This is a genomic window from Nocardia sp. NPDC050412 (assembly GCF_044458825.1).
In the GTDB taxonomy this organism is placed as follows: domain Bacteria; phylum Actinomycetota; class Actinomycetes; order Mycobacteriales; family Mycobacteriaceae; genus Nocardia.
The window spans coordinates 289,015-307,817 of the sequence record NZ_JBITIJ010000001.1 but is presented as its reverse complement, the minus strand read 5'-3'; the positions used below and the strand labels follow the sequence as shown (position 1 = coordinate 307,817).

Below are 18,803 nucleotides of genomic sequence, written 5' to 3'. Positions count from 1 at the left end.
TCAGGACGCCGGAAACTTCGGGTCGAGTGCGGCGAAGGTGCCGTCCGGGCTGGGCTGGTACTCGACCACGGCGATGACCGCGCCGACCGGCAGCGGACCGTACAGATGGGGGAACAGCATCGAGTCGGGATCGGTGGGCACGCCCGGTTCCCATTTCACCGGCGCGCCGACGCGGCCCGGATCGATGCGCAGCAGCACCATGTCACGCCTTCCGCCGAAAAGTCGGTTGGCGGGCAGGTGCACCTGCTGTGGGGTGGAGAGATGGATGAATCCGATCTCCTCGAACGACTCCGGGCGGTACTCGCCGGTTTGCCGGGCGGTCAGCCATTCGGCGAGAGTGCAAATGTGAACGAGCGTGTGAGTGTCATGGATCACGGGTAATCTCCCGGTAGACAACTGGATAGGCCTGTTCGTGATCGTGGTCGAGTGGAGTTCGATACCTAACCAGCGATGTTCGCCAGTAGCGAAATCCCAGGTGGTGTTATCGAAAACACACAGAATCACTTCCGGGAACAAAGCCCCCGTCCCGAACGTCTGACAGAGTAGTCATACCCCTGCTGGGAAGTAGCGGTAGCGAGCCCGCGGAGTGACCACGGGCCCCACACCAGGTGAACGGACTGTAGTGCCGGGAGCCAGGACGGAGGAGTCATGCCAGGAACCCTGACAAGCACCCCACTGACCGCGGTCGATCGTTGCGACCGCTGCGGTGCTGCCGCACGAGTTCGTGCTGTATTGCCCGCAGGTGGCGAGTTGCTCTTCTGCCAGCACCACGCGAATGAACACATGGATCGCTTGCGTGAGCTCGAAGCCGTGATCGATACGGAATCGGCTCCCGCGCTCTGACCTATCCTCGCGTCCCGACACAACAGCATCGAACAACAGAACAGCGCTGATAGACGACAGCGGGCGACCTACAGGTCGCCCGCTGTCGACGTGTCCGGTCCCGCTACTCCGGACAGGATGCCGTCGAGCAGTTTTCCGAGGCCGAAGGCGAAGTCGCCCTCCGGGTCCGACGGCGCTTGATAGCGTTCGCCTACCGCCGCACCTACCCGTGAGGCGATCGGAAACTCCTCGGCCGACATGACCTCGGTCAACAGCGGGCCGTGCTGCTCCCACCACTGCGCGTCGGTCAGCTCCGCAGTACTGCGGATTCCGGCGATCGCCATCCGCGCGTTGCCGGTCGCGAATTCCGACAGCACCGCGATCACCCGATCCATAGCCAGATCGGATAACCCGATCCCCTCGATCGCGGCCAGCTGTTGTTCATAGCGGCGCATCCGGCCCGGACCGAGCACCAGCCGCCACGGTGGCACCTCGAGCAGCCACGGATGCGCCATCAGTTCCGCACGGACCTGCTCGGCGATCGCGGACATGCGGTCACGGACCGGGATATCGGTCGGGATGGGTACGTCCTCCAATGCGACCGTATCGACCATCAAAACGGTCAAAGCCTCTTTGCTCGGCACATAGGTGTAGAGGCTCATCGGGCGCAGGCCGAGTTCGGCGGCGACCGCGCGGATCGACACCTTCTCGTACCCCTCCCGATCGGCGAGGGCGATCGCGGCGGCGATGACCGCATCGACACTCACCGTCTGCTTCGGGCCTCGCCCGCCCGGTCGCGGCGGCACAGCATGCCGCCAGAGCAGGCATATGAGCTGTTTCGCCTGGTCGGTCACGTGATCCTCTCGGAATTAATTCGGTACGCTGTACGTTGTTATAATACTCCGTACGCAATACGACGATTTAGGGGACCGCTCTGCCCAGCACACAGGCCACCTACCTACCCGACCGCCATATGTTCGCGCTGTGGACTTGGACCGGCTCCACGCCCGGCCGCGCGCCCGATGGCGATCGAGAAACGCTCTCTTTAGCGGTGCCCACGGGAACTCGGGGCGCGATCGCGGTCATCGATGTCGAGTGCGCACTCGTTGATCCCGACGAACTGTTGAAGCTGGACCTCGGTAACGCGGGCCCATCCGTACATGCTTGGCGCGCGGTGCTGCTGGATGGACTCGAACCATGCGCTACACAGCCGGATTCAGGGATTGCCACACCGACCCAGCACACCCCAGCCCACAACACGTCTCGTCGCGAAGCCGCGGCACCATCCGGCTGCCCGGCCGCGTCTGATCAGGCGGGCGGCATATCGCCGCTGCGATCCGAGGCGGAGGGTCGTCCGGACGATTCGGTACTGCTGCCCATTGCGGCGCACGCTGTCCCTGACGCCGCCGGGACGTCGATCGTGTCCGCCGCGCGAGCGGCGCGGGTGTTGCGTGAAACACGGTGCGTCGGGGCGGAATTGCGGGCGGGGCTGAAGGCGGAGCTGCGGCCCTATCAAGTGCGGGGCGCGGGGTGGTTGCACGAGACCGTCGCGGCGCACGGCGGGGCGGTATTGGCCGACGAGATGGGGCTCGGGAAGACGGTGCAGACCATCGGGTTTCTGCTCGGGCGGGCCGAGCGTGGGACGCAGCTCGTGGTCTGCCCGACGTCCCTGGTCGGGAACTGGGCGCATGAGATGACACGGTTCGCACCGGGACTGCGGCCGGTGCTGTGGCGTGGGGGTGAGGTCGCGGATGAGGCCGGGACCATTGTGGTGACCGGGTATCCGATGTTGCGGTTGCACGGTGGCGTGTTGGCCGATCAGTCCTGGGCGACAGTAGTTTTCGATGAGGCGCAGGCGTTGAAGAATCCGCGCACCCAGGTGTCCAAGGCGGCGCGGGCGTTGACGGCGGAGGCGAAGGTCGCGCTGACGGGTACGCCGGTGGAGAACCATCTCGAGGAGCTGTGGGCGCTGCTGAATCTGGTGGCGCCGCGGCTGTTCGGACATCGCACGCAGTTCCGGCGTAGGTTCGTCCGGCCGATCCACGAGGGTTCGACGGCCGCGGCTTCCCGGCTGCGGGATGCACTCGAACCGGTGCTGTTGGCGCGTAAGAAGGCGCAGGTCGCCGCCTCGCTGCCCGCGAAGATCCACAGCGATCTGCTCTGCGATCTGACAAATGAGCAGGAACGGCTGTACGACCAACTGCTCGACAAGGCAATCGATGACGGCTTCGGCCACGGCGTGCAACGACAGAGCCGAGTGCTCGCGGCGCTGACCGCCCTCAAGCAGGTCTGCAACCATCCGGGACTGATCACCGGTGAGCTGGGCGAATTGGCGGGCCGATCCGGAAAGCTGGACCTGTGCACCGATATCGTGGCCAACAGTCTCGAAACCGGTGACCCGACACTGATATTCACCCAGTATCGTGCCACCGGCGACCTGCTGGTCCGCCACCTGCACGAACAACTCGGAGTGCGGGCACCGTTCTTCCACGGCGGACTCGACCAGGCCGAGCGCGCCGAGATCGTTTCGGGCTTCCAGGCCGAAGACGGTCCGCCCGTGCTGATCCTGAGTCTGCGGGCCGCGGGCACCGGGCTCACCCTGACACGTGCCGCCGATGTCATCCACTTCGATCGGTGGTGGAATCCGGCCGTGGAAGCCCAGGCCTCCGACCGGGTGCACCGCATCGGGCAGACCCGCACCGTGACCATCACCACCCTGACCTCGGGCACCACCGTCGAGGAACACATCGCGGGCATGCACGACCGCAAATCCGCGCTCGCGGACCTCAACGATTCGGCGGGCATCGCCGCACTGGCCCGCCTCGATGACGACCAGCTCATCGAGATCCTGCGCCGCAAGAGGGAGAACTGATGGCGGACAACGAATTCGGATACACGGCATGGGGCATGGACTGGGTCCGGCTCGCCGAACCGCTGCGCCAGACCCGACCGGACTCGCTGCTCCCCCGTGCCCGCAGCATCGCCCGCAACCACGGTGTCCAGGCGAGCATCGAGGGCCGCATCGTGCGCGCCGCCATCCACCGCGGTGGGCAAGCCTCGGTAACCCACCTGGAAGTCGCGCCGCTGCCCCGCTCAGCGATCACCGCGATCGCCGAAATCATTCCGGACACAACAGTCCTCACCGACGAGATGCACCGTGCGTTGGTCAACGCCGGCACCACTCCGGCGCCGAATCCGGCCGGGACGGACTGCTCCTGTTCGGCTCGCACCGCGCGGTGCGTGCACGTCCTCGCGGTGTACTACGACATAGCCCGGCGCGTGGACGAGAACCCTCGACTAGCCCTGGAAATCCAGGGCTATTTCCAAGCGGCACCTGAAGATTCGGCGCCACCGGTCGAGTCACCCCGCTGGACGCCGATAAATGCACTCGACCCTGCGGAATACTTCGAGGCCGCAATAACGATGCGCTGAAACGATTCCGGCGGACGCCCTGGGGCGAGCCACCGATGATCAGTTCGACATCGAACACGAGCAGGTCGCGAACGGCCACGCGCTTGTCGGTGACTGGTCTGACGTGCACTATTCGCGCTGATGTGGCGATAGCTGCCGGATTCGACGGAAAGTGCACGCCAGAACGCTCGACCTCCTCACTCGGGACAGCGGGCGCGGAAGCGGAAACTGCGTTCGCCGGATTCGATCTCGACATCGGTGAAGCCGACTCGGGTGAGCCGGTCGGCGGCATGCTCCGGCGGAACCGGCACGCAGGTGTCGCCGAGGTGCAGCAGACGGAATACCCGGCCGTCGAGACCGTCGCTGCCCGCAAATACACCGCCGGGACGCAGGACGCGTAGGGCTTCGGCGAACAGAGCGTCCTGTGCGCCGACGGTGGGTACGTGGTGCAGCATCGTGAAGCACACAACGGAATCGAATTGCCCTGGCGGCAAGGGCATATCCGCGCCGTCGCCCTGGATCACCGTCATCGCGGCACCGTGTCGGGTACGCAGCCGATCGACGAGCACCGGATCGATCTCGATACCGGTCAGTTTGCCGGTGCGCTCTCGCAAGGCGCGGATATTGGCACCGTAGCCGGGGCCGATCTCGAGTGCGGACGCACCGAGGTCGAGGCCTGACAGCGCCCACGGCACGATCCGCGTCGTACTCGTACGCTCCCACGCCGCCGATCGGCACATCAATTTGTGGAGGTAGTTCATCGCCATGCGACTCACGCTAGGAGCGACCGACAGTGACCGCGACAGGCTACGGTGACAAGTTGTGTCGCGAAACGGCCAATCCCTGGTACCCGGCCAGCCCGGGACACCCCAGCCGAACGACGGATCCGTGGTATTACCCGCCGCGATCGGTGATACCGCCATGGTCTTCGGCGCGGGCGTCATGTCCGCAGGCCACTGGTTCGACACCCATGAACATCCGCAGCACCAAATAGCCTGGGCAGCAAGGGGTGTCATCGCCGTCGAAATCGGCGACGGGTACTGGGTGCTGCCACCGACACGCGCACTGTGGATCCCCGGCGGCACCCGACACCGAACCGGCACCACCCAGGGCGCGATCATGCGTGGCATCTTCGTAGCACCCGATCGATGCCCGGTCTCATTGACCACCCCGACGATGCTGCGAGTATCGCCATTGCTGCGCGAATTGTTCGACCATCTCACCGGACCGGACACCGCCCTCGCGCGAGCAGCGGATGCGAAGCGGCTCGAGCACGTCGACGAGCCCACTCGCAGCGCCCACCCGCTCGAGGGCACTCATGCCGAAGGGTCCGCGGCGCCGACCCGCAACCCCGCCGACAACGTCGCCACCGCACGACGCGAACGCGCGGAAGCAGTTCGATTCGAGCGCGTCGACGAAACTCCGCTCAGCGCCCGGCCGCCCGAGGGCACTCATGCCGAAGGGTCTGCGGCGCCGACCCGCAATCTCACCGATGACATAGCGTCCGCACGACGCGAACGCGCGGAGGCAGTCGTCTTCGACCTTCTCGAGCCGGTCGAGGTGATTCCCGTCGGCGCCCGCCGACCGGTGGATGGCCGAGCCGGACAGGTCGCCGACGCCCTGACCCGAAACCCCGCCGACCCCCGCACCCTCGCCGAATTCGCCGCCTACGCCGCCACCAGCCCCCGCACCCTGGCCCGACTGTTCCTCACCGAAACCGGGATCTGCTTCGGCCAGTGGCGAACCCAGATCCGCCTGGCCGCCTCGCTCCCCCTGCTCGCCGAGGGCCTGCCGGTCGCCCGCATCGCGGGCCGGGTCGGCTACGCCACCCCCAGCGCCTACGTCGCCGCCTTTCGCCGCACCGTCGGCGTCTCTCCCGGCCGCTACTTCGCCGGGTAATCGCGACGGAATCAGGCGTTGGTGCCGCCATCGACGGTGAAGGTCGCGCCGGTGATGCTGCGGCCGGAGGGGCCGGCGAGGAAGGTTACGGTGGCGGCGATGTCGTCGGTGGTGCCGAAGCGACCGAGGGCGGTCAGGTCGATTTGGTGCGGGGCGTGGTCGCCGTCGGCGGGGTTCATATCCGTGTCGGTGGAGCCGGGCTGCACCAGGTTGACCGTGATGCTGCGCGGGCCGAGTTCGCGCGCAAGGGCTTTCGTGAATCCGTTGAGTGCGGATTTACTCAGGTTGTACAGCGCGAGTCCGCCGAATGCGGCGCGCTCGGACAGGTTGCTGCCGATGCTGATGATCCGCCCGCCCTCGGTCATATGTTCGACCGCTGCCTGCGCACCGACGAATGCCGCCCGCGCGTGGATATTCAGCGCGCGGTCGATCTCCTCGACGGTGAATTCCTCGAACGGCTTGGCCGGGAAGATACCCGCGTTATTGACCAGCACATCAAGCCTGCCGAGTTCGACCGCGGCCCGATGCACCGCCGCGACGACCGCGCCCGCGTCGGCGCTGTCCGCCTGGATGGCGATCGCGCGCCGCCCCAACGCTTCCGCCTCGGCTACCACCGATTTCGCCTGCGACTCGTTGTGCTGGTAGGTCAGCGCCACATCCGCGCCCGCGGCGGCCAGGTGCCGGACGATAGCCGCTCCGATCCCCCGACTGCCCCCGGTCACCAGTGCCACCTTTCCCGTCAGATCCGACATCGCAACTCCTCCTAATTCTGTGTCGATCAGTACATAAATAGCTAAGCGCATGGGCGGCGATGCCGTCAAGGGGTATATTTAACGATCGACACAGAAAGGATCGGGCCATGGCCGAACGGGGACGCCCACGCGCGTTCGATCGCGACGTCGCGCTACGTCGCGCCATGGAGGTGTTCTGGGAGCACGGCTACGAGGGCTCGTCGATGAGCGATCTCACCGCGGCGATGGGCATCAACTCACCGAGCCTTTATGCCGCCTTCGGCGGGAAGGAAGAACTATTCCGCGCGGCTGTGGAGCTGTACGGCGAGACCGAAGGCGGCTACACCGCACGCGCCTTGCGCGAGGAACCCACAGCCCGTGCGAGCATCGAAGCCATGCTGCGCGACAACGCCATGGCCTACGTCCACGAGGACAAACCGCACGGCTGCATGGTCGTGCTGGCGGGTTCCACCTATACCACCCGCAGCGAAACCATCCGCGACTTCCTGGTCGAAAAGCGCCGCCAGACAACCGAAGACATCCGCGAACGCCTCGAGCGCGGTGTCGCGGAAGGTGATATACCGCCGGAAACCGATACCGCGGCCCTCGCCAGCTTCTACACCACGGTGCTGTACGGACTGTCGATCCGAGCCCGCGACGGGGCATCACACGCCGAACTCACCCAATCCATCGACTGCGCCATGGCGGCGTGGCCCGCATCGGCCATCGCGCGCTGATATCTATCGCTACCCGACCGCGTAGCGCTGTTGGCCGCAGCGATCGCACTTGCGCGGTCACCGAAGCCATTGTGCCGTACTCGACGGCGCCGCGATCACTTCCCGCGCAGGGCTGCGATGCGCTCACCGAGTTGGTCCGCGGTGGCCAATGCCGTTGGCGGACCACCGCACTCGCGGCGCAACTCACCGTGGATCACACCGTGCGGCTTGCCGGTGCGATGGTGATGCATGGCGACCAGGCTGTTGAGCTCGCGACGCAGCTCACCGAGCTTATCCGCGGTCGCCACCCGCTCGGCGGCCGAGGCGACCTGCGGACCAGGGTCGGGCGTCGCCGTCGAACCGCGTTCAGCGAGCTGCTTCGACTGACGTTCACGCAGCAGCGCCCGCATCTGCTCCGCATCCAATAGTCCGGGAATCCCGAGGTAGTCCGCCTCCTCGGCGCTGCCCGCGAAAGTGGCTGTGCCGAAGGAGGATCCGTCGTAGATCACCTGGTCGAGTTCGGCGTCGGCGGCGAGTGCGACGAAGGGCTTCTCGTCCTCGCCCGGCTCGTCCTTCTGCTTGTTCGCATCGATCAGCAGTTCGTCTTCGAGGCCGTTCTGCTCGCGGTGCGGCTTGCCGATAACGTGATCGCGCTGCAGCTCCAGCTGCGCGGCCAGATCGAGCAGCACCGGCACCGACGGCAGGAACACACTCGCGGTCTCACCGGGCCTGCGCGCACGCACGAACCGGCCGATGGCCTGGGCGAAGTACAGCGGTGTCGAGGCACTGGTCGCGTAGACGCCGACCGCGAGACGCGGCACGTCGACGCCCTCGGACACCATGCGCACCGCGACCATCCAAGGCTGGGTGTTCTTGCTGAATTCGGCGATCCGGTTCGAGGAGGACGGATCATCCGACAGCACCACCGCGGGCCGCTCGCCCGAGATGTGTTCCAGCAGTTCGGCGTAATCGCGGGCCCGCTCTTGATCGGTGGCGATCACCAGCCCACCGGCATCGGGCATGCCGGTCGCGCGCAACTGCCGCAGCCGAGTGTCCGCGGCGACCAGCACCTTCGACATCCAGTCGCCGGCCGGATCCAATGCGGTGCGCCAGGCACGGGCGGTGTGTTCGGCGCTCAGCGGCTCACCGAGGCGGGCCGAATACTCCTCGCCCGCACTATCGCGCCAGTGCGCCTCGCCGGAATACGCCAGGAAGACCACGGGCCGGACGACGCCGTCGGCCAATGCCGCCGCGTAGCCGTAGGTGTGGTCGGCGCGAGAGCGCGGGAAACCGGCCTCATCGGGTTCGTAGGTGACGAACGGGATCTGGCTGTCATCGCTGCGGAACGGGGTACCGGTCAGCGCGAGTCGGCGGGTGGCATCACCGAAAGCCTCGGCGGTCGCCTCACCCCAGGACTTCGCATCGCCCGCATGGTGGATCTCGTCGAGAATCACCAGCGTTCTGCGTCTTTCGGTACGGACGCGGTGCCGCGCGGGATGCGAGGCGATCTGCGCGTAGGTGACCACGACGCCGTGATAGTCGCCGGAGGTCGCACCGGTCGCGTTGGAGAAGCGCGAATCCAGCTGAATGCCCACGCGGGCCGCGGATTGGGCCCACTGATGTTTGAGGTGTTCGGTCGGGGCGACCACGGTGACCTGGTCGACGGTGCGGTCGGCCAGCAGTTCGGCCGCGACCCGCAGTGCGAAGGTGGTCTTACCCGCGCCCGGCGTCGCCACCGCGAGGAAGTCCCTGGGCTTGGTGGACAAGTACTTCATCAGGGCCCGGCGCTGCCAGGCTCGGAGCGAACCACCTGTGGAACCCGCGGCGCTCGATTTTTGCGAATCGCCCGGTGTTTCCGCTTCTCCCGCCACAGCGGCGCCACCCGACACAGTCACGAAGACGACCCTAGCTGCCCCCCATGGCGTGTCGCCAAACCGACGCGGTGTGGGCGACGGGCATCACACGCCGAACCGTGCGCCACGCTGTGTTCACCTGGTTCCCATCGACTCGATGCCATGGCAAACCGGAACAATATGCCCGGATGCGCGATGCTGTTAAGCATCATGACCGACGAAAGTGCGCTACCGCGCAACACCCAGGGGACCGGCGACCAGCCGATCCACAGCGGCGGAGGCGGCACGGAACCCACCGCGGCGACCTATGTCCGCGACGTCGCAACGCGGGTTGCGCGACAGGGTGGCAAACTCCTCGTGCGGGTGGCGGTGAAGTCGTGGAACGATTCGATTTTCGCCAAATCCGCGGCCGCGGCGTTCTGGCAGACGATGTCGCTGGCACCGCTGCTGCTCGGGGTCCTGGGCAGCCTCGGTTACGTCGGTGAATGGTTCGGACCCGACACCGTGCAGATCGTCCAGCAGAAGATCATCGCGTTCAGCCGGGATCTGTTCAGCACCAGTGTGGTGAGCGACCTGATCGAACCGACCGTCAGCGATGTGCTCAGTCGTGGACGCGCCGCCTTCGTCTCGGTGGGTTTCGTCATGTCGCTGTGGGCCGGATCCTCGGCTATGTCGACCTTCGTGGATTCGATCGTCGAGGCGCACGGGCAGCAGGATGCCCGGCATCCGGTGTGGCAGCGCCTGTTCGCCTTGCTGCTGTATGTGCTGTTCCTGGTGGTCGCGGTGTTCCTACTGCCGCTGATCGCGCTGGGGCCGACTTTGATCGGTCGGGTGCTGCCGGATTCGTGGCGCGAACCCGGGCTGCGGTTGATCGACTCGTTCTACTACCCGGGCGTCGGCCTATTGCTGATCATCGGGCTCACCACGCTGTACAAGCTGGCGCTACACAAATCGCTGCCGTGGCATCGCTTGTTCGGCGGGGCGCTGGTCGCGGGCGTGTTCTTCATGGCCGCCAGCGAGGGGCTGCGCCGCTATCTGGCCTGGGTCACCAGGACCGGCGTCAGCTACGGCGCGCTCGCGACGCCGATCGCGTTCCTGCTGTTCACGTTCTTCCTCGGCTTCGCGGTCATCCTCGGCGCCGAATTCAATGCTGCGGTGCAAGAATTCTGGCCCGCCCGCAGCACCCGCATCGACCAGGTGAAGGAATGGTTGTCCAATCAGTTGGGCGGGGACGACACCGACACCGACCAGGATGATCCGGGCACAGCGAAGCCCCCGAACCCACCGGAGGCTCAGGGGCCGATCGAGCGGACAGACGACAACGGCGCCGATGCCGACCGGGCACGACTCAGCGCGCCCGGCGATCCATCACCGGCGTCGGCTCAGTCGCCCTTGCGCAAGCCGTCGTAGACCTTCTTGCACTCCGGGCAGACCGGCGAGCCGGGCTTCGCCGAGCGCGTGACCGGGAAGACCTCACCGCAGAGGGCAACCACATGGGTGCCCATGACGGCGCTCTCGGCGATCTTGTCCTTCTTCACGTAGTGGAAGAACTTCGGGGTGTCGTCGCCCGTCGTCTCGTCGGTGGTCGTATCCGGGCGAACCAGAGTGTCGGTACTCACGGATTCCATGATGCCGCATACTCGCGGGCTCGGCTGATGACGGTCGGTGTTCATCCAGCTGACCAGGCCATGTGCGGTGTGCCATCGACAGTGGAAGACTCAGGGTATGCAGCAGTACGGCGACACCCCCGACGCCGACGACATCGGCAGCGGTGATCGCCCGGACGTGACAAAGCCGACGCCACCTCACAAGTCCAGCGGCTACTTCCCCGGCAATGACGAGAAGCACCCTGTGCTGATCACCGAGGCCGCGCCGTCACTCGAGGATCAGCACCGAACCAGGGTCCGCCGCTACACCATCATCATGGCGTTCCGCATTCCCTGCCTGATCTTGGCAGCGATCGCCTACAGCGCCTTCAGCAATGCGCTGCTGTCGATCCTGATCATCGCCGCCTCGATTCCGTTGCCTTGGATCGCGGTCCTGATCGCGAATGACCGGCCGCCGCGCCGCAAGGACGAACCGAGTCGGTGGGACCGGCCGCGTACTGCGATCGAATCGCGGCCGCACCGGGCCATCGATTCCTGAGGGCGGTCTCGGGGCGAGGTTCCGGCGGCCGATGGGGGAAGGCGAGCCACGAGCCGAAGGCCTGGCAAGGGACACAAGCACGAGAAATGCCACCACACGGGCACCGACCCGCCGATACTCAGCTGGACGAGCGATCAATCATCATGCGCTGGTGTATGCAGACGTCAGCGCATTCTCAGGGCTGAGTTCAGGGGTGGCGGCGTTCAGGGGTGGCGGCGGATGCCTGCGGACATGAGGGCTGCGGCGGCGCAGAGGGCGCCGGCGATGTACCAGGCGAGGTTGTAGGAGCCGTGGACGTCGCGGATGATGCCGGCGCCGGTGGCAGCTACGGCGGAGCCGATCTGATGTGAGGCGAAGACCCAGCCGAAGGCGACGGGGCCGTCCGCGCCGAAGAGTTCACGGCAGAGCATGACCGTCGGCGGGACGGTGGCGATCCAGTCCAGGCCGTAGAAGACGATGAATACCCACATGCTCGGCTGGGTGTCCGGCGCGAACAGCGACGGCAGGATCAGCAGCGACAGCCCGCGCAGTGTGTAGTAGCCGACCAGCAGGTAGCGGGGATCGGCGCGGTCGGTGAGCCAGCCGGAGAAGATGGTGCCCGCCACATCGAAGATGCCGACCAGTGCCAGCAGACCCGCGGCGGTCGTGGGTGGCATGCCGTGATCGTGTGCGGCGCTGACGAAGTGGGTGCCGACCAGGCCGTTGGTCGATGCGCCGCAGATCGCGAATCCGCCCGCGAGCAGCCAGAATCCGGGACTGCGTGCGATCGTGGCCAGGACCGTCAGCGCGCGGGTCGCACCGTCGGTCGCCTGCACGCGCAGTCCCACGGTGCTGCCGGGTTCGGCACCATACGCCGAAACGCCTGCATCACTGGGGAAGTCACGGATGAACAGCAGGACCAGCGGCACCACGGCGAGCGCGACTCCCGCGACGATCAGCGAGGGCACCCGCCAACCGTGCGCATGTGCCACCGCGGATACCAGCGGCAGGAAGATCAACTGCCCGGTCGCACCCGCCGCGGTGAGTACGCCGGTCACCAGTCCGCGCTGGCGCACGAACCAACGGCCGGTGATCGTCGCCACGAACGGCATGGACATCGATCCGACCCCGACCCCGACCAACAGGCCCCAGGTCGCCACCAAATGCCAAGGCTGGGTCATGAATACGGTGAGCCCGCTACCCGCCGCGACGAGTACCAGGGCGCACGCCACCACCCGGCGGATACCGAATCGGTCCATCAGTGCCGCGGCGAACGGCGAAATCAGCCCGTACAACAGCAGATTCAGCGAGACCGCGGCCCCGATGGTGCCGTGCGACCAGCCGAACTCCTCGTGCAGCGGATCCAGCAGCACGCCCGGCACCGACCGGAACGCCGCCGCGCCCAACAGCGCGATGAATCCCACACCGGCGACGATCCAGGCGGGATGCAGCCGCCTCGGCACGGAATCGACAGGTACCGGAGGCGTCTGCAGTTCAGTCACCCGCTGAGCGTGCCGGAATTTCGCTCATCGAACGAGTGGCCGGAATGCCATAAACCGCCAAGATCGTGCCAGTTTCGGCCCCATCCGAAACCGGCTCGACAGCATCGCGGGCGAACACTTACTCTGTGGCGGGGGTAAGAGACGGGAACTCTCTCAGCATCAGTGATGTGCGACACATCCGCGTCAACACGGCGCGGGCGGCTCCGAATCGCCGGAAGATGCGACAACTGCACGCTGGTGGCGGCGCGGGAACTCCCGCCAGGAAACAGGAGAAAGCATGATTCGGTGGGTCTGGGCCTTCCTCGACCGCCCGACGCAACGTTTCGACGAATGCGCGACATTCTGGTCGACGATCACCGACACCCAACTCTCGCCGCGACGCGGTGAGAACGACGAATTCCTAACGCTCCTACCGGATCCCGCACTCTTCGCCGATGCGGGGGTCAAGATGCAGGCGGTGACCGGACTCGGCCGGGTACACCTGGATCTCGACGTCGAGGATGTCACCGCCGCGGTCCGCATCGCACTCGATCTCGACGCGGAACTGGTCGCCAACCACAAGAGCTACGCCGTGCTGCGCTCGCCGGGCGGTCAGATCTTCTGCTTCACTCCCAGCGGCCGCGCGAAGGGCACCCCCGCTCCGGCCGTGCGTGCTCCGGACGGCCCGCTCACTCGCCTCGATCAGGTCTGCCTCGATATCGGCCCGACCGACTACGCCGCCGAAACCCGGTTCTGGACCACCCTCACCAACTGGGACCTGACGCAGGGCCGCCTGCCCGAATTCACCCGGCTACGCGCGAAGGAGCCGATGCCCATCCAGCTTCTGCTGCAGCGCCTCGGCGAGGACCGGCCCGCCAGCGCACACATCGACCTTGCCTCCGCGGATATCGACGCCACCGCAGCGTGGCACGAGTCCCTCGGCGCGACGCTGGTCGAGCGGCACGAGCACTGGATCGTCATGTCCGATCCGGCCGACGCGCCCTATTGCATTACCGGCCGCGATCCGAACGGCGTCTGAGGTCGCGCGCTGTCCATGTGACACGACGAGCACGTTTCGGTTGCTGGCGTGTCGCGGTGGCAGAGTACCGGTGTGCCTACCAACCAGACGACCACCGGATCGCTGCTCACCGCGCTGTGTCCAGATCTGCGGGCTGCGCTGACCCGCGTCGGTTACACCGCCGACACCCTGCTGGAAGTGCTCGGCCAGGACGTGCACGCCGCACTGGGCCGCTCCGAACCGGTACCGGTGCGACGGGCCGCTCGCCAGGCTGGCACGCTCGGCACACTGATCCGCCTGTTGCTGCTCGGTGACGCACTGCCCGAACGCGAGGTCGCGGCCGCTCTGGCACCGGTGGGTATCGACCGCGCGGTGGCCGCTGGCCTGCTCGCGTGCGACGGCGATGATGTGCGCGCGGCCCTCGACCTGCGTCCGCTCGATACGGGCGAAGGCACTCGCTGGATTCTGTCCGACCTCGACGACTCGATGTTGCGGCGCACCCTGACCGAGGATCATGTGCTCGGCGTCGGCCACGCCTCCCTCTCGCTGCTGCGCGCCACTCCTACCCGCCGCGTCGGTTCGGTCCTGGACCTGGGCACCGGCTGCGGCGTTCAGGCCGTCCATGCCGCCGCGTATGCGGACCGGGTGACCGCGACCGACGTGAACCCGCGCGCCCTGTGGTTGGCCGAGGCGACGGCCGCACTCAACGGACTCGATATCGAACTTCTACCTGGTTCCTGGTTCGAGCCGGTGGCCGGTCGGCGCTTCGACCAGGTGGTGGCCAATCCGCCGTTCGTCGTCGGGCCGGCACGCATAGAGCACACCTACCGCGACTCCGGCCTAGCACTCGACGGCGCAAGCGAATTGGTGATCTCGCAGGTTCCTAGTGTGCTCGCCCCCGGTGGCACCGCCGCGATGCTGGCCGCGTGGGTGCATGTGGACGGCGAGGACTGGCGCCAGCGCGTCTCGTCCTGGCTGCCGCCGCACGGCGTCGATGCCTGGGTGGTCCAACGCGATATCGCCGATCCGGCCCTCTATGTCGGAACATGGCTACGCGACGCGGGTTTGGATCCGCGCGACCCGGCCGCACAGGCCCGCGCCGAACAGTGGCTGGACGCCTTCACCGCCGCGGATGTCGAGGGCATCGGCATCGGCTTCGTCTATCTGCATGCCATCGATGGTCCGACCGAACTGCTTGCCGAGGATCTGACGCACGGCTTCGACGATCCGCTCGGCGCCGAAGCCACTGCGTATTTCGAGCGCTCGGCCTGGTTGCGCCGTGCCGCCGCCGAGGAAAACCTCGCCTGGTCAACACGTTTCGTGGTCGATCCCGCGACCGCACTGGAACGGGTCTATCTGCACGGCGAATTCGGTTGGGAGCAGCAGGTCGCACGGCTGCACCGCGGCGACGGTCCGCGCTGGCAGCACGAGGTGGACGAGTCCACCATCGCACTCGTCGCGGGAATGCGCGCCGACGGTTTGCCGTTACAACAGCTGATAGAACTGCTCGCGCTCGCCCACGGATCGGGCGAAGTCACCGAGGAGTTCACGGCGGACGCATTATCCGTGGTGGCCGGGTTGGTTCGCCACGGTTTGGTGCGGCCCGTGTAACGAAGCGGCAACCATTCCCGTCCCGCCGGACGCTTCGCGCACGGGTGGTTCCGACAGGGTGGGGTTCTCAGGAACTTCTCAGACGCAAGTGATGGAAACCGCAGTTCAGAGCGGTTTATCGGAGCTATAGCGGGGAACTTTCTACTTGTCGGGTCCGTTGTTCGGAGTGAGACACCACCGACAGGAGGCAAGTCATGACAAGCCCCGCCACCACTCGTGTGCGCACCAGCGATTCGGACCTCGACGCCCAGAGCCCTGCAGCCGACCTGGTACGTGTGTACCTGAACGGGATCGGCCGTACCGCACTGCTCACGGCAGCCGATGAGGTCGAGCTGGCCAAGCGCATCGAGGCGGGCCTCTATGCGCAGCATCTGCTGGAGACCGGCAAGCGATTGTCGGCCACCCGCAAGCGCGATCTGGCCATCATCGTTCGCGAAGGCCAGTCGGCACGCTCGCATCTACTCGAAGCCAACCTCCGGCTCGTGGTCTCCCTCGCCAAGCGCTACACCGGCCGCGGTATGCCGCTGCTGGACCTGATCCAGGAGGGCAACCTCGGCCTGATCAGGGCAATGGAGAAGTTCGACTACTCCAAGGGATTCAAGTTCTCCACCTATGCCACCTGGTGGATTCGGCAGGCCATCACGCGCGGTATGGCCGATCAGAGCCGCACCATCCGCCTGCCCGTGCATCTGGTCGAGCAGGTCAACAAGCTGGCCAGGATCAAGCGCGAACTGCATCAGCAGCTCGGTCGCGAGGCCACCGATGCCGAACTCGCCAAGGAGTCCGGCATTCCGGTCGACAAGATCTCCGATCTGCTCGACCACAGCCGCGACCCGGTAAGCCTGGATATGCCGGTCGGCAATGACGAAGAGGCACCGCTGGGCGATTTCATCGAGGACTCCGAGGCCACCTCGGCCGAATCCGCCGTGATCGCCGGGCTCCTGCACCACGATGTGCGCAGCGTGCTCGCCACCCTGGACGAGCGCGAGCAGCAGGTCATCCGGCTGCGCTTCGGCCTGGATGACGGCCAGCCGCGCACCCTCGATCAGATCGGCAAGCTCTTCGGACTCTCCCGCGAGCGTGTTCGTCAGATAGAGCGTGAGGTCATGTCGAAGCTGCGCAAGGGTGAGCGGGCCGACCGCCTGCGCGCCTACGCCAGCTGATTTCGCAATAACCCGTGCCGGTGATCCCGGCACGTGCCCATGACGCCGGACCCCTCCGAGGCCGCTCCGGCGTCCGGCTTGGTGACCCGGGCGGTCACCTCGAACGCCGGCCGGTGACCGCGCGTCCCGCCCCCTCCGGGTTCGCGCGAGCCGGTCGGCGAACCTCATTCAATCCCCGCCGAGTCCGTCGTTGACCGTGACGTTCTCCGGTTTCAGTGCGAGTGCGGAGTTCTCGGCCTGCAGATCGAACCGAATCGCCAAATCCTCCTGCACTCGGCCGATTCCGACGCTGGCCTGGACAGGTCGTGCGGTGGCCGGCGCGAGCGGCAGGCACATCGAGTTGCCGCCCATCCCGCCTGCCATCCATCCCGCCTGCCATCCATCCCGCCTGCCGCCTATCGGGCGCACCGCCTATCGGGCGCACCGCCTATCGGGCGCACCGCCTATCGGGCGCACCGCCTATCGGGCGCACCGCCTATCGGGCGCCGCGGCCCATCGGGCGCCGCGGCCCATCGTTATCGCGCGCCGCCGCCTGTCCACCGCACGCTGCCGTCTATCGCGCTTGCGCCGATATCCGATACCCGTCGCCACTGATCACCCGCCGCCGGCGTAAACAATTCGACTCAGCTGAACGCCCGAACCACGCCAGATGGCGGCTGTAGTCGTTATCGGAGGACAGCAGAGGGGTACCTGCCGCGCGGCTGATATCTGCGCGCCATGGCGGGCAGGCTGCTCCAGGATCTGAATCCGGCGCTTGGAGTAGGGATGACGGGAGGTGGGGTGGTGCGGCGGCCGCTTAGTATTTCTGCGATGCAGGGACCCACGCTCCGGGATGTGGCCAACGCGGCTGGTGTGCACACGGCAACGGCGTCGCGCGCTTTGAATCCCAATGCCCGCGCCTTGGTGAATCCGGAGACCGCGCGGCGGGTGTTGCGGGCGGCGGAAACGCTCGGTTATCGGCCGAATCCGATTGCCAGGGGTTTGAAGACCGGAAAGTCAGGGACGATCGGGCTGGTCATCCCCGATCTCACCAACCCGTTGTTTCCGTCGATCGTGCGCGGCATCGAGGATGTACTGGCCGCCGCCGGGTACAGCAGCCTCATCGTCGACACCGACCACCGGCCCGATCGCGAGCAGGCGCAGATCACCTCGCTGCGCTCGCGCCAGGCCGAGGGTTTGATAATCGCCACCGCACTGCTGGAACATCCACTGCTGCAGCAGTTGCATGAGCAGCGCGTGCCGATGGTGCTGGTCAATTGCCGCACCCAGGGTCTCGCTGTCGGATCTGTCGCCGCCGATGACGCGGCTGGCATCGGGCTCGCCGTCAAGCATCTCGTCGAACTGGGCCACCGCCGGATCCTGCACCTCGCAGGCCCACAAACCACCTCCACCGGTGTCGAGCGTCTGCGTGCCTTCCGGACCGCCGCTCACGAACACGGTCTTGACGACTCCGATCGAATCATGGTGTGCGACAGGTGGACCGAAGACGCCGGAGCCCGAGCGCTGCACACCGCACTGAACTCCGCCGACGATTTCACCGCGATTGTCGCCGGAAACGACCTCATCGCCCTCGGCTGCTACGACGTCTTCGCCGAACGAAACATCAGCTGCCCCACCGACATCAGCGTGACCGGCTTCAACGGCATGCCCTATCTCGACAAGCTCAGTCCCCCGCTGACCACCATCGCCATCCCGCACCGCGACATCGGCCGCGAAGGCGCGCGCATGCTCCTGGAATCCATCGCCGAACCCACCCGAACCCACCGCTCCGTTCTCCTCCCCCCGTCCCTCGTCGTACGCAGCTCCACCGCCCCACCGCACCGCTGATGTATCCCGCGGTTACTACGCGTGCTCCCGCGCACAGGCCACAGTCCCTGCATACTCACCACCGATCGAACTGGGTCCGTGCGCTACGCAGCGGCGATGCGAACTACCTGCTCCGGGCCTCCGCGCTGACCGATCCGACCGCAACCG

At 66.6% G+C, this 18,803-nt stretch carries 19 protein-coding genes; 11 read left to right on the top strand and 8 right to left on the bottom strand.

Annotated features, from left to right (window positions below; translation table 11 throughout):
• The gene (locus ACIBI6_RS01405; RefSeq protein WP_396954981.1) at nt 1–375 is read right to left on the bottom strand and encodes a DUF952 domain-containing protein; all 375 of its coding nucleotides are present in this window, start codon (nt 373–375) and stop codon (nt 1–3) included.
• Between the two features lie 273 nt (nt 376–648).
• Between ACIBI6_RS01405 and ACIBI6_RS01400 the strand changes: the two genes are divergently transcribed.
• A complete protein-coding gene (locus ACIBI6_RS01400) occupies nt 649–843 on the top strand; it encodes a hypothetical protein (RefSeq protein ID WP_029903635.1) in 195 nt (64 codons plus the stop codon).
• A 68-nt stretch (nt 844–911) separates the two neighbouring features.
• On the opposite strand, the gene ACIBI6_RS01395 is transcribed toward ACIBI6_RS01400, so the two are convergent.
• A complete protein-coding gene (locus ACIBI6_RS01395) occupies nt 912–1,676 on the bottom strand; it encodes a TetR/AcrR family transcriptional regulator (protein WP_364339855.1) in 765 nt (254 codons plus the stop codon).
• 119 nt (nt 1,677–1,795) lie between these two features.
• Here ACIBI6_RS01395 and ACIBI6_RS01390 point away from each other — a divergent pair, with 119 nt between their 5' ends.
• Together ACIBI6_RS01390 and ACIBI6_RS01385 are read left to right on the top strand one after the other, a co-directional pair.
• Nucleotides 1,796–3,694 carry a DEAD/DEAH box helicase gene (locus ACIBI6_RS01390; RefSeq protein ID WP_396954980.1) on the top strand — a complete coding sequence of 633 codons (1,899 nt, stop codon included), beginning with the start codon at nt 1,796–1,798 and terminating at the stop codon, nt 3,692–3,694.
• Nucleotides 3,694–4,254, top strand: coding sequence for a hypothetical protein (locus ACIBI6_RS01385; protein ID WP_396954979.1), 561 nt, complete (start codon nt 3,694–3,696; stop codon nt 4,252–4,254). Before ACIBI6_RS01390 ends, ACIBI6_RS01385 begins: the two co-directional genes overlap by 1 nt.
• A 176-nt stretch (nt 4,255–4,430) precedes the next feature.
• Here ACIBI6_RS01385 and ACIBI6_RS01380 read toward each other — a convergent pair whose 3' ends face one another.
• Nucleotides 4,431–5,000: a class I SAM-dependent methyltransferase gene (locus tag ACIBI6_RS01380; RefSeq protein WP_396954978.1), complete on the bottom strand. Its 570-nt coding sequence runs from the start codon at nt 4,998–5,000 to the stop codon at nt 4,431–4,433.
• A gap of 55 nt (nt 5,001–5,055) precedes the next feature.
• Here ACIBI6_RS01380 and ACIBI6_RS01375 point away from each other — a divergent pair, with 55 nt between their 5' ends.
• Nucleotides 5,056–6,132 carry an AraC family transcriptional regulator gene (locus tag ACIBI6_RS01375; RefSeq protein WP_396954977.1) on the top strand — a complete coding sequence of 359 codons (1,077 nt, stop codon included), beginning with the start codon at nt 5,056–5,058 and terminating at the stop codon, nt 6,130–6,132.
• Between the two features lie 11 nt (nt 6,133–6,143).
• Here ACIBI6_RS01375 and ACIBI6_RS01370 read toward each other — a convergent pair whose 3' ends face one another.
• Nucleotides 6,144–6,884, bottom strand: a complete 741-nt coding sequence (locus ACIBI6_RS01370; protein ID WP_396954976.1) for an SDR family NAD(P)-dependent oxidoreductase — start codon at nt 6,882–6,884, stop codon at nt 6,144–6,146.
• Between the two features lie 107 nt (nt 6,885–6,991).
• Between ACIBI6_RS01370 and ACIBI6_RS01365 the strand changes: the two genes are divergently transcribed.
• Nucleotides 6,992–7,600, top strand: coding sequence for a TetR/AcrR family transcriptional regulator (locus tag ACIBI6_RS01365; RefSeq protein ID WP_396954975.1), 609 nt, complete (start codon nt 6,992–6,994; stop codon nt 7,598–7,600).
• Nucleotides 7,601–7,695: 95 nt separating this feature from the next.
• Here ACIBI6_RS01365 and ACIBI6_RS01360 read toward each other — a convergent pair whose 3' ends face one another.
• A complete protein-coding gene (locus tag ACIBI6_RS01360; protein WP_364340690.1) occupies nt 7,696–9,354 on the bottom strand; it encodes a DEAD/DEAH box helicase in 1,659 nt (552 codons plus the stop codon).
• Nucleotides 9,355–9,642: 288 nt separating this feature from the next.
• Here ACIBI6_RS01360 and ACIBI6_RS01355 point away from each other — a divergent pair, with 288 nt between their 5' ends.
• Complete coding sequence (locus ACIBI6_RS01355) at nt 9,643–10,842, top strand: YihY/virulence factor BrkB family protein (RefSeq protein ID WP_364339840.1); 1,200 nt, start codon at nt 9,643–9,645, stop codon at nt 10,840–10,842.
• On the opposite strand, the gene ACIBI6_RS01350 is transcribed toward ACIBI6_RS01355, so the two are convergent.
• On the bottom strand, nt 10,815–11,051 hold the full coding sequence (locus tag ACIBI6_RS01350; protein WP_327100152.1) for a DUF3039 domain-containing protein: 237 nt from the start codon (nt 11,049–11,051) through the stop codon (nt 10,815–10,817). The genes ACIBI6_RS01355 and ACIBI6_RS01350 overlap by 28 nt on opposite strands.
• 106 nt (nt 11,052–11,157) lie before the next feature.
• Between ACIBI6_RS01350 and ACIBI6_RS01345 the strand changes: the two genes are divergently transcribed.
• On the top strand, nt 11,158–11,577 hold the full coding sequence (locus tag ACIBI6_RS01345; protein WP_364339837.1) for a DUF3099 domain-containing protein: 420 nt from the start codon (nt 11,158–11,160) through the stop codon (nt 11,575–11,577).
• 203 nt (nt 11,578–11,780) lie between these two features.
• Here ACIBI6_RS01345 and ACIBI6_RS01340 read toward each other — a convergent pair whose 3' ends face one another.
• The gene (locus tag ACIBI6_RS01340; RefSeq protein WP_364339835.1) at nt 11,781–13,058 is read right to left on the bottom strand and encodes an MFS transporter; all 1,278 of its coding nucleotides are present in this window, start codon (nt 13,056–13,058) and stop codon (nt 11,781–11,783) included.
• 277 nt (nt 13,059–13,335) lie between these two features.
• Here ACIBI6_RS01340 and ACIBI6_RS01335 point away from each other — a divergent pair, with 277 nt between their 5' ends.
• The 3 genes from ACIBI6_RS01335 (at nt 13,336) to ACIBI6_RS01325 (ending at nt 16,829) form a co-directional block, all read left to right on the top strand.
• Entirely contained in the window at nt 13,336–14,076 is a 741-nt protein-coding gene (locus ACIBI6_RS01335; RefSeq protein ID WP_364339833.1) for a VOC family protein, read from the top strand.
• A gap of 72 nt (nt 14,077–14,148) precedes the next feature.
• Nucleotides 14,149–15,666, top strand: coding sequence for a methyltransferase (locus tag ACIBI6_RS01330; RefSeq protein ID WP_396954974.1), 1,518 nt, complete (start codon nt 14,149–14,151; stop codon nt 15,664–15,666).
• A 194-nt stretch (nt 15,667–15,860) separates the two neighbouring features.
• Nucleotides 15,861–16,829, top strand: coding sequence for a sigma-70 family RNA polymerase sigma factor (locus ACIBI6_RS01325; protein WP_364351959.1), 969 nt, complete (start codon nt 15,861–15,863; stop codon nt 16,827–16,829).
• 168 nt (nt 16,830–16,997) lie between these two features.
• On the opposite strand, the gene ACIBI6_RS01320 is transcribed toward ACIBI6_RS01325, so the two are convergent.
• Entirely contained in the window at nt 16,998–17,192 is a 195-nt protein-coding gene (locus ACIBI6_RS01320) for a hypothetical protein (RefSeq protein ID WP_396954973.1), read from the bottom strand.
• A 447-nt stretch (nt 17,193–17,639) separates the two neighbouring features.
• Here ACIBI6_RS01320 and ACIBI6_RS01315 point away from each other — a divergent pair, with 447 nt between their 5' ends.
• Nucleotides 17,640–18,656, top strand: a complete 1,017-nt coding sequence (locus ACIBI6_RS01315) for a LacI family DNA-binding transcriptional regulator (RefSeq protein WP_364351953.1) — start codon at nt 17,640–17,642, stop codon at nt 18,654–18,656.
• Nucleotides 18,657–18,803: the final 147 nt, after the last annotated feature.

Excerpts from the sequence above, each read along its gene's own strand:
- ACIBI6_RS01400 (WP_029903635.1), top strand. The coding sequence starts at position 649 with ATGCCAGGAACCCTGACAAGCACCCCACTGACCGCGGTCGATCGTTGC.
- ACIBI6_RS01390 (WP_396954980.1), top strand. The coding sequence starts at position 1,796 with ATGTTCGCGCTGTGGACTTGGACCGGCTCCACGCCCGGCCGCGCGCCC.
- ACIBI6_RS01385 (WP_396954979.1), top strand. The coding sequence starts at position 3,694 with ATGGCGGACAACGAATTCGGATACACGGCATGGGGCATGGACTGGGTC.
- ACIBI6_RS01380 (WP_396954978.1), bottom strand. The coding sequence starts at position 5,000 with ATGGCGATGAACTACCTCCACAAATTGATGTGCCGATCGGCGGCGTGG.
- ACIBI6_RS01370 (WP_396954976.1), bottom strand. The coding sequence starts at position 6,884 with ATGTCGGATCTGACGGGAAAGGTGGCACTGGTGACCGGGGGCAGTCGG.
- ACIBI6_RS01365 (WP_396954975.1), top strand. The coding sequence starts at position 6,992 with ATGGCCGAACGGGGACGCCCACGCGCGTTCGATCGCGACGTCGCGCTA.
- ACIBI6_RS01360 (WP_364340690.1), bottom strand. The coding sequence starts at position 9,354 with ATGAAGTACTTGTCCACCAAGCCCAGGGACTTCCTCGCGGTGGCGACG.
- ACIBI6_RS01355 (WP_364339840.1), top strand. The coding sequence starts at position 9,643 with ATGACCGACGAAAGTGCGCTACCGCGCAACACCCAGGGGACCGGCGAC.
- ACIBI6_RS01345 (WP_364339837.1), top strand. The coding sequence starts at position 11,158 with ATGCAGCAGTACGGCGACACCCCCGACGCCGACGACATCGGCAGCGGT.
- ACIBI6_RS01335 (WP_364339833.1), top strand. The coding sequence starts at position 13,336 with ATGATTCGGTGGGTCTGGGCCTTCCTCGACCGCCCGACGCAACGTTTC.
- ACIBI6_RS01325 (WP_364351959.1), top strand. The coding sequence starts at position 15,861 with ATGACAAGCCCCGCCACCACTCGTGTGCGCACCAGCGATTCGGACCTC.
- ACIBI6_RS01320 (WP_396954973.1), bottom strand. The coding sequence starts at position 17,192 with ATGGCAGGCGGGATGGGCGGCAACTCGATGTGCCTGCCGCTCGCGCCG.
- ACIBI6_RS01315 (WP_364351953.1), top strand. The coding sequence starts at position 17,640 with ATGCAGGGACCCACGCTCCGGGATGTGGCCAACGCGGCTGGTGTGCAC.